We start from the raw sequence: 8,945 nt of genomic DNA on the forward strand, positions 1-8,945 counted from the left end.
CGACGGGATTGCACGGACGCGAGAGGCGCTTGCCGCCGGTTCCCTGCCGGCATTGCCCGGTGCCGAATCGCTCAGAGTCGGCGCGCCTATAGCCCGTCCAGCCGCCGTCGTCTGCGTCGGTATGAACTATGCAGCCCACGCCGTCGAATCCGGGGCGGCCCCGCCCAGCCGACCGGTCATTTTCCTCAAGCCTTCCAATACAGTTGCCGGCCCGTTCGACGCCGCTCCTATCCCACCAGACTCGAGTAAATACGACTGGGAGGTGGAACTCGGAATCATCATCGGCAGGGAAGCCAGCTACCTGCCCGGCGTCGAGGAGGCCACAGCAGCGATTGCCGGGTATGTGGTCGTCAATGACCTGTCGGAGCGGGAGTATCAGATTCCGGGCGATGCAGGCCAGTGGACGAAGGGCAAATCCCTCCCCGCTTCGACACCGCTGGGGCCCTGGCTGATTCCGGCGGATGAGGTTGATGCAGGTTCTTTGCGCTTACGTAGCTGGGTGAACGGTGAGATCCGCCAGGATTCGAAGACGTCGGACCTTATCTTCGACTGCGCCACCGTCGTACACCACATCAGTCAGTACATGGCCCTCGAGCCGGGGGACGTGATCCTTACCGGTACGCCTGAGGGCGTCGCGTTGTCCGGCCGTTTCCCCTACATCCAACCGGGTGACGTCGTAGAGCTTGAGATTGAAGGGCTGGGCCGGCAACGGCAGGAATTCTTCCGCCAGGAACGCGCATGAGCACTCGCACCGGGCAGGGCGATCTCGACGGACTCGTCGCGGTGGTCACCGGCGGGGCATCCGGAATCGGGGCAGCAGTCGCCGGGCGGCTGAGCGCAGCGGGAGCATTCGTGATTGCCCTCGACCTTGAGCCGGATGCCGCGCCGTCCGGCATCACCGGCCTGCTGTGTGATGTCCGCGACGACAGTTCGGTCCGAGCAGCCATCGAGGATGTCATCACTACTTACGGCCGGATCGACATCGTGGTCAACAACGCCGGCATCGGCGCGCAGGGCACGGTGGAAACCAACGACGACGACGAATGGCACCGCGTCTGGGACATCAACGTTGTGGGTCTGGTACGCGTGACCCGCGCCGCGCTCCCCCATCTCCGCCGGTCACCGGCGGCTGCGATCGTGAACACTTGCTCCATCGCCGCAACAGCCGGATTACCCCAGCGCGCGCTCTATAGCGCCACCAAGGGGGCAGTACTGTCGCTGACCCGCGCAATGGCAGCGGACCATCTGGGCGAAGGAATCCGCGTCAACGCCGTCAACCCAGGCACCGCTGACACCCCATGGATATCCCGTCTACTGGAGTCGGCGCCAGACCCCGCAGCCGAGAGGTCAGCGCTGGAAGGGCGCCAGCCCCACGGTCGCCTGGTGACCGCCGACGAGGTCGCGGGTGCTGTCTACTACCTTGCATCGGCGTCCTCGGGCTCCACCACTGGAACGTCCATCGCCGTGGACGGCGGTATGCAGGAACTGCGCCTGCGTCCGCAGGTCCAGGCACCGGCTGCGATCCCCTAGCGCACTCTTTCGGCGCGCGTGAACCGCGAACGGGCGCCCGAACTGACGCTGATCAGCACCGGCGTCTGGACGCCGAGTACTTCATCGAGCGCTGCCACCAGCGTCGATACTTCCTCCGCCACCACATAGGGAGCGACGCCCTGCCGCGGGAAAACCCTCACTTTCAGCGCGGGCTTTCCCCGGAACTCGTAGGTGGATACCGCCGAGTTCACGAGGTCCACGCGCTCACTCAGTGCCGCCTTGAGCGCTTGCTCCGCCACTGCGGCGTTGATGGTGACGCTGCCCGGTACCGGATCGGCGTCATCGTCATAGGCCAGCGTTCCGGAGCGGCCCTTCCCCTGGTTCGCCACCCAGGCGAGCATGAGGATCACCAGCAGCACCATCAGGAGCGCCACAACAATCCAGAGCCAGCTGTCTCGCTGCCCGGCAAGGGTGGTCGCGTCGAGGACGCCGTCGATCGCCTCACCGGCCTGCGCCGCCGTCGTCTGCCACCAGCGGGCAACTGCTGGTACGCCCAGCGTCATCGCCAGTCCACCGGCCAGCATCAGGATGAGTCCGAACAGCCCGAGCAGTATGCGGTTGACGGTGCGGGGAGTCTGGTTCACTGCCCGATCACCCCTGACTTCGCCACGATCACGTGCACCTCCGGTACCGGTTCGACGGCGGTACGGCGGAGTTCATCCTCCACCGCCGCCCGTACAGCCCCGTCATTGACCGGAATGCCCGACGTCGGCCGTACCTGCACGTCGACCAGTCGCCGCCCGATGGTCACCAGGACCTGCTCCGGCGCCACACCCGCGGCGATCCGCGCACGGCGCGCCAGTGAGGAGGCCAGAACTTCGGCGTCCACAACGACGGCGGTGCGCTCGTTGGGAATGCTCAGCCGCGCCCTCCTGCCGGGCAGGACGGCGGCGAGGAAGAAAAAGAGACCGACAAGGAAAAGCAGGGCACCGGCTGCGGCAAGCACAGTGGGCGACACTCCCTCCGGGAGGGATCCGACCCAACCGGCGGCGGTCTCCGGGCCAAGCAGCCACGGCTCCTGGCCGAGCGCCTTCAGCGCCGCCTCGAGCATCACATACAGGCAGACCAGGATGACCAGCACTGCGGCGATGGTGGCGGGAACAGCCCGTGATGAGTGCATCTCGCGCCGGATGACCTCCGAGGTCAGGCGCGTGGTGTCGTCCGTCACCTGGTCCTCCCGCCATCGGTGACGCGGGCACCCGTGACCCGGATGTCCACACGGCTCAACCGTGAACCCGTCAGCTCGGTCACCCGCGTCAGGATTTCTCCCTTGGCCCGGTGCACCCGATCCTCAACCGAGCCGCCGAACACCGCAACGGTCGAAGGGTCCGACGCTACCCTGTGCAGCGAAGGCACCGCGATAGGCAGGGCGAGGTTGAGGGCAAGCAGACCAGCGTCGTCGAACCAGCTGGCACGCACGTCCCTGACGGGGACGTGGAGCACCTCAGCAGCAACGGCGCAGGCCGTGCTGGTGAGCGCCTGCGTGCTGATCCGGTTGTGGCCGGAGAGCCGCTCATCAGCGGCAGGTGCGGCGGTCACGAGGATGAACGGCGTCCGGCCAGGGCGTCACGCACGCTGCGCAGGTCGAGTTTGCCCTCGGCGACCCTCCCGACGAATGCGCCGATGGCCATGAAGAGCGCTACGAGGAGGAAGCCCCAGAAGTGAAAGATCAGCGCAGCGAAAGCCAGAATGGTACCCACCAGGATCCCGATGACAGTGAGGTTCATGGTGTCTCCTTAGCTCGCCGCGGGGCGTGGCTTGTCGGGGCTCTTCGGATCGTTCAGGCCGGGCACGTGCACATCGTTGATCTCAACGTTGACTTCGATGACGTGCAGGCCCACCAACTCGCCGACGGAGGCGAACACTGCCGCCCTCACCTGATCGGCTACTGCGGTCAGCGGATATCCGTATTCGGCAACAAGATTGAGGTCCACTGCCGCCTGGATTTCCCCGACTTCAACATGCACTCCCTGCGCCAGATCGCTGGCCCCGACGACGTCGCGAAGCGCTCCGAGTGCACGGCCGGTTCCACTACCCAGCGCATAGACGCCCGGAACCTTCCGGGCTGCGATCGCGGCGACCTTGGCTACAGCGGTCTCCGAGATGGTTGTCCGTCCGGACGCGGCCGGAGCAGCAACTGCCGAGGAACCTGAGGGACGCACTTCCTGCTCGTTCTCCATGCTGAGACCCTTTCTCTCCAGCCCAGCCTAACCCTTCCGCTGAACCTTTGACACGCGCTCGAAAGGCTCAGCCTGCGGGTTCATTGCAGTGGTCCCTGAGCCACTGCTGCACGGGCTTGAGAGCCTCCCGGAAGGCGGGTTCATCGAAGTCGCCGGCGCCGTCGTGGCCGCGCTCTGCAGCGTCTGCCACCTCGACGAAGTGGGGCTTGAGCTCCACGGGTACCTTCCCGTGCAGGTGATGCAGTTGGTCTTCCAGCTTGGCCATGGTCTCAGCGTCTTCATCGCCCATGAAGCTCAGCGGCGCGAGCAGTACGGATGAAACACCTGCAGCTACGACGAGGCAATCCTCCATGGCGGCAGCGGTTCCCGGTTCTTCCCCGGCGTAGCGCGGGGAGGGAGGCTCAATCGGAGAAGGAGAGGGCTGTGGCGTTAGTGGTTCCTGTGCCGGCATGCTCAGGCTGCTCGTCGCTTCGGGAACGGTGCCGGCGCACCCGGACAGGACCAGCGCGAAGGCGCCGATGAAGGCCCCGGGTAGCAAGGATTTCACGCCTGAGGATCCTTCCGTGTGTGTGGGTGCCGGATGAGCTGACGTGCCTGACGGCGACGCTTCACGATATTAACGGACAACCCGGTGACTCTTCTCCCGGGCACAATTAAGAGCCCCAAACGTTAGACTTCCACAGAAGCTGGTCCGGATCGTGATCCTGACGCTGGGCCATCACGCCACTATCTTGGCCGGCGCAACAGGGGAATAGCAGGGGGAAGTGGTGCAACAGGCATCGGTCATGAAGGAGCAAGAGTACTTTCTACGGGGAGGCGCTGCACTGTGTCGATAGATGTAATCCGCGGAACCGAGGAGCAGCGGCTCGCCGCACTACAGGAGTACTCCCTTACCCAAGGCCTGACGGACAGGGAAGGCACCTACTATGAGAATCTCGACAATCTCGTGGCTCTGGCCGCCGAGGTGTGTGGAGTTCCCTACGGTGTCATTAACATCATCACGGCTGATGAGCAGCACCAGATAGCCGCGCGGGGCATTTCAGCCAGCGCGTGCTCCCGCGAGGATTCGATGTGCGCAGTGGTCTTCCGTTATGGCCAGACGATCACTGTTGAGGATTGCCTCGAGGACCCTCGGTTCCGCGACAATCCCTTCGTCACCGGGGAGATCGCGAACGTTCGGTTCTACGCTTCCACCCCTCTGGTCACCGGTGAAGGGCATCCGCTGGGAACCCTGTGCGTGTTCGACGAGGTGCCCCGGTCCATCTCGGAGCAACAGACGCGCAGCCTCGAAACCCTGGCGCACCAGATCATGGACATCCTGAATCTGCAGCTGCGCACGCGGCAGTTGAGCACGGCGCTGCAGGAGCTGAATCGCAGCAACGAACTGCTGGCAGAGTTCGCCGGCCGCGTGAGTCACGACCTCCAGGGACCGCTGACCAGCATCCAGGGATTCGCCGAGCTCGTTCAAGGTGAACCGGCCATACCGCCGGAGAGCGAAACCCGGATTTATTTGGAGCGTATTGGCGCAAGTGCGCGCAGAATGGCCTCGATGATTGGTGATCTACTTGATTTTGCCCGTTCCAACGGAGCGCTGCGGGTTCAACCGGTCAGCCTCGCGCGGGCGGTGAGTGCGGTACAGGAGGACCTCGCTCCGGCGATCGCTGCGGCCGGGGCGCACGTTGAGGTTCAGGACTTCGTCGGTGAAGCCGATCCCTCACAATTGCACGCGCTGCTGCAGAATCTCCTGCAAAACTCCCTCAACTACCGGCACCCGGACAGGTCTCCATCGATACGGATCAGTGCCACCCGCCCTGCCGGTTCCTGGTGCCTGGAGTTCGCCGACAACGGCATCGGGATCGCGCCCGAGAACCGCCAGCGAGCGCTTGAACCGCTTGTACGGCTGGAGAGCGACGTTGCCGGCACCGGCCTCGGCCTTGCAACGTGCAACCGGATCGCGCAGGCGCACGGCGGCCACCTCGAGCTCGACGAGACCGACGGCGGTGGCCTCACCGTGCGCGTCTGGTTCGGCGGCGACGGGGTGGACCAGGCCGAGCTACTGTGAGGCGTTCTCGAAGCCTGTCCGGGTCATGGTGCCCCACACCTGCTTCTTACCGCGAAGCGCTGCCCACCAGCCCTGGATGCGCCACACGGCGGTGAGCTGCCGGTATCCGATGTTCTCCTGCACTGAGACCCACAGCGCTGTTCCGAGGTCGCGCCACCGGCTGTAGCGGTGGAAGGAAGCTTCCTCGACCAGCAGCGCCATCAGGGACACGAAGATCGCGTAGAGATAAGCAACCGCGATGAAGGCGAGCGCATACGGGACATTCACCACGCCGAGTAGGAGTCCCAACGGGACAATGATGATTCCGAAGAGTTCGATGGCGGGGGCAATGAGCTCGAAGATCCAGTAATAGGGCAAGGCGACCATGCCCACTGATCCATATCGGGGGTTGAAGGTCATGCTCCGGTACTTGGTGAGCACTTCCCACAGACCGCGGTGCCACCGCCGTCGTTGTCGGGCCAGGACCGCCGCGGTGGATGGAACCTCCGTCCAGCACACAGGTTCGGCGATGAAGATGACGCGGTATTTCCGCTTTTCGTCACGCATCATCTTGTGGAGCCGCATGACCAATTCGAAGTCTTCACCGATGCTGTCAGCATCCAGCCCACCCGCCCGGATGATCAGGTCCCGGCGGAACATCCCGAAAGCGCCCGAGATCAGGATGAGCGAGTTGAGTTGTGACCACCCTGCCCTGCCCAGGAGGAAGGAGCGGAGATACTCGACGATCTGGATCCGGGCGTAGTAGTTCTTGGGCATGTTCACGTCGACGACCCGGCCGGCAACAACGTTGCAGCCGTTCGCCACGCGCACCACACCGCCGGTGGCGATGACGTGCTCGGGATCGTCGGTGAAGGGCTTGGACACCACAAGCAGGGAATCGGGGTCCAGCAGGCTGTCGGCGTCGACCATCACCACCAGGTCCTTCGATGCCACGTTCAAACCCATGTTCAGTGAGTCGGACCGCCCGGAATTCTCCTTGTCGATCACAACAATGGGCAGTGCCGTATCCCGTGCCCTGTAGATCGCTCGGATCTTACCGCGCACGGGCACCTTGATGGCGACGTCCCGCCGATCCTCAACGAGGTCGTACACGTCGATCAGCGTCTGCAGGGTTTCGTCGGAACTGCCGTCGTTGATAACCACGACCTCATGGTCGGGATAACGGAGGTCAAGCACCGCACGGACTGAAGCGGCAATGACTGCGCCCTCGTTGAAGGCGGGCATCAGGACCGAGATCCCCGGGCTCAACGGAGATGCGGCAGTGATCCGGGCGCCTGCGAACGACTGCCTCCGCAGGTGCGCCGTGAAGTTGACGCTGGCGAGGATGATCAGGAGCAGGAGCGACGTGTTGATCACGATGAAATAGGCGAGCACGGGATAAGCCGTCAGTTCAAACAGCCATTGGATTCCAGACCTCAACGGCTCCAGTACCTGGTTCATCCCTCCCCCTATGCGTCCACGAGGATGCGGCGGACGTCCGCATCAGCCTGTTCGATGACCCGGCGGCGGACTTCACGTGCCTCGGAGCCCGGCATCGCCTTCAGAGCTTCACCGGCTGCCTGCCTCACTGACGACGGCGCTTCAGCGGAGCACGAGAGCTCCGCGAGCGCGTCGGTAGCGGGCTTGTAGCCCAGTCTTCCGAGGGATCGGGCGCACGTCGAAATAACGACGTCGGACGGGTCCTGGCGGCCGCCTTCCGTGACCATGCACTGGAAGAGGGCCTCGGCTGCTTCGGACATGAGGAGCAGTCCGACGACGGCTGCGGACCCATAGCGGATCCCCGGGTCCCGGTCCAGGAGTCCCTCGATGTACACGGCCGGATCCTGTTCGGGAAGGTTCAGCAGGGCGGTCGCCGCGACGGAATGCGGAATACCGCTGCTGAGTGAGAGCGCGTCGACGAGATGCCCCCCGGCTTCTGGTCTGGCGGCGACACCCAACGCGCGGGCAGCTACCAGCCGGACTTCCAGGCTCTTGTCGTGCAGGGCTGCAGTCAGTGGATCAACCACCTCGCGTCCGCCCAGAATGCCAAGGAGCTCAGCGGCGGCTGCGCGTTGGATGGGGCTGCGGGAAGTGATTCGGTCGAGGGACCGGCGCAGCAGTCCGCGCCCGGCAAGGACGCGGATCATCGCCTCGCGGACGTCACCGCGTACCTCCGGGATCATCCTGAGGAGGGTCTGCTCCACGTGGTCGCCGACCGCGCCGGGTACTGACGAGAGCTCGTCGATCAACGCGTCCAGTTCGGCGTCCTCGACCACCGCCAGCGCCATGATCCGACGGCGGATGGCCGCGTCGTGCACCGTCCTGCTGCGTTCGCGGGCGTGGCGTGAGCCCTTCACGACCACCACGGCGGCGAGCGCGAGAAGGCACGCAATACTCAGTACGACGACGGCAGCCGCCAGTACGTCCCAGGAGACCAGCACCCTGGGTCAGCGGGCGAGGATGCCGGCAACGCGGGCTGCGAGCTCGCGTGGGCTGAAGGGCTTGACGACGTAATCGGTAATGCCGGCCGCGAAGCCGTTCTCGATGTCGCGCTCCTGGTTCTTCGCCGTCAGGAGGATGACAGGGACCGTGACCGGAGGTTCAGCCGCACGCATCATCCGCACCATGTCCACACCGGACATCCCGGGCATCATGACGTCAGAGATCACGAGGCTGTAGCTGTTGTTCGTTGCGAGTTCCAACCCGGTGACGCCGTCACCGGCCGTCTCTACGTCGTAGCCACTGGACTCGAGCTTGGTTGCGACCAGGTCGCGAATATCTGCGTCGTCGTCGACCACCAGAATCTTGTGCTGCATTACGCCCCTCCCAGCATTTACTTGCACCTTGCCCGTTCCCGAGTCAAGCCTAATCGACAGGGCGCGGGCACCTTGATTCTTCGGTGCAGAAGGTCTTGCGGATGGGTGGAAACCTGACCGGTCACACTGTAGTGCCATTCGAACCAGGGGCGGCCCAGGGGAGCCTGATGCAGCGTCTCGGAGTATTGATCAGCTAGCTGATCATTGCTAAGATCAGACCCAGCTTAAGCAATGGGCCAGTTCCTCCTGATTGAGGGAGACTCCCATGGATCACAAGCTTCGTATTCTGGTTCGACTGGACATCGACCGCAATTCGGCAGTTCTTGCCGTCACCGGTTGCCTCACCACGGAAAGCTA

General features: G+C 64.3%; 12 protein-coding genes. 3 read left to right on the forward strand and 9 right to left on the reverse strand.

Annotated features, from left to right (window positions below; genetic code table 11):
* A partial coding sequence (locus RIF85_RS12870; protein WP_309072298.1) for a fumarylacetoacetate hydrolase family protein occupies nucleotides 1-742 on the forward strand: 742 nt, incomplete at its 5' end.
* Nucleotides 739-1,530, forward strand: coding sequence for an SDR family oxidoreductase (locus RIF85_RS12875; RefSeq protein WP_309072299.1), 792 nt, complete (start codon nucleotides 739-741; stop codon nucleotides 1,528-1,530). The genes RIF85_RS12870 and RIF85_RS12875, both read left to right, overlap by 4 nt.
* Here the strand turns inward: RIF85_RS12875 and RIF85_RS12880 are convergent.
* From RIF85_RS12880 to RIF85_RS12905, 6 genes are all read right to left on the reverse strand, one after another.
* Nucleotides 1,527-2,135: a hypothetical protein gene (locus RIF85_RS12880; RefSeq protein ID WP_309072300.1), complete on the reverse strand. Its 609-nt coding sequence runs from the start codon at nucleotides 2,133-2,135 to the stop codon at nucleotides 1,527-1,529. The two genes, RIF85_RS12875 and RIF85_RS12880, sit on opposite strands and share 4 nt — an antisense overlap.
* The gene (locus RIF85_RS12885; RefSeq protein ID WP_309072301.1) at nucleotides 2,132-2,719 is read right to left on the reverse strand and encodes a DUF6286 domain-containing protein; all 588 of its coding nucleotides are present in this window, start codon (nucleotides 2,717-2,719) and stop codon (nucleotides 2,132-2,134) included. Before RIF85_RS12885 ends, RIF85_RS12880 begins: the two co-directional genes overlap by 4 nt.
* Nucleotides 2,716-3,096 carry a hypothetical protein gene (locus tag RIF85_RS12890; protein ID WP_375164447.1) on the reverse strand — a complete coding sequence of 127 codons (381 nt, stop codon included), beginning with the start codon at nucleotides 3,094-3,096 and terminating at the stop codon, nucleotides 2,716-2,718. Before RIF85_RS12890 ends, RIF85_RS12885 begins: the two co-directional genes overlap by 4 nt.
* Nucleotides 3,087-3,278 (reverse strand): DUF2273 domain-containing protein, encoded by a 192-nt coding sequence (locus tag RIF85_RS12895; RefSeq protein WP_204533590.1) that lies wholly within the window; start codon nucleotides 3,276-3,278, stop codon nucleotides 3,087-3,089. Before RIF85_RS12895 ends, RIF85_RS12890 begins: the two co-directional genes overlap by 10 nt.
* Before the next feature lie 9 nt (nucleotides 3,279-3,287).
* On the reverse strand, nucleotides 3,288-3,731 hold the full coding sequence (locus tag RIF85_RS12900) for an Asp23/Gls24 family envelope stress response protein (RefSeq protein WP_309072303.1): 444 nt from the start codon (nucleotides 3,729-3,731) through the stop codon (nucleotides 3,288-3,290).
* A gap of 67 nt (nucleotides 3,732-3,798) precedes the next feature.
* Complete coding sequence (locus RIF85_RS12905; RefSeq protein WP_309072304.1) at nucleotides 3,799-4,278, reverse strand: hypothetical protein; 480 nt, start codon at nucleotides 4,276-4,278, stop codon at nucleotides 3,799-3,801.
* Between the two features lie 279 nt (nucleotides 4,279-4,557).
* On the opposite strand from RIF85_RS12905, the gene RIF85_RS12910 reads away from it, so the two are divergent.
* Nucleotides 4,558-5,793: a GAF domain-containing sensor histidine kinase gene (locus tag RIF85_RS12910; RefSeq protein WP_309072305.1), complete on the forward strand. Its 1,236-nt coding sequence runs from the start codon at nucleotides 4,558-4,560 to the stop codon at nucleotides 5,791-5,793.
* Here the strand turns inward: RIF85_RS12910 and RIF85_RS12915 are convergent.
* Genes RIF85_RS12915 through RIF85_RS12925 form a run of 3 tightly spaced genes read right to left on the reverse strand, consistent with a single transcriptional unit; the run spans nucleotide 5,785 to nucleotide 8,588 of the window.
* Complete coding sequence (locus tag RIF85_RS12915; protein ID WP_309072306.1) at nucleotides 5,785-7,233, reverse strand: glycosyltransferase; 1,449 nt, start codon at nucleotides 7,231-7,233, stop codon at nucleotides 5,785-5,787. The two genes, RIF85_RS12910 and RIF85_RS12915, sit on opposite strands and share 9 nt — an antisense overlap.
* Before the next feature lie 8 nt (nucleotides 7,234-7,241).
* Nucleotides 7,242-8,213 (reverse strand): HEAT repeat domain-containing protein, encoded by a 972-nt coding sequence (locus RIF85_RS12920; protein ID WP_309072307.1) that lies wholly within the window; start codon nucleotides 8,211-8,213, stop codon nucleotides 7,242-7,244.
* 6 nt (nucleotides 8,214-8,219) lie between these two features.
* Nucleotides 8,220-8,588, reverse strand: coding sequence for a response regulator (locus RIF85_RS12925; protein WP_309072308.1), 369 nt, complete (start codon nucleotides 8,586-8,588; stop codon nucleotides 8,220-8,222).
* Between the last annotated feature and the right edge of the window lie 357 nt (nucleotides 8,589-8,945).

It is taken from the genome of Arthrobacter sp., assembly GCF_031179385.1.
GTDB lineage: Bacteria > Actinomycetota > Actinomycetes > Actinomycetales > Micrococcaceae > Arthrobacter_D.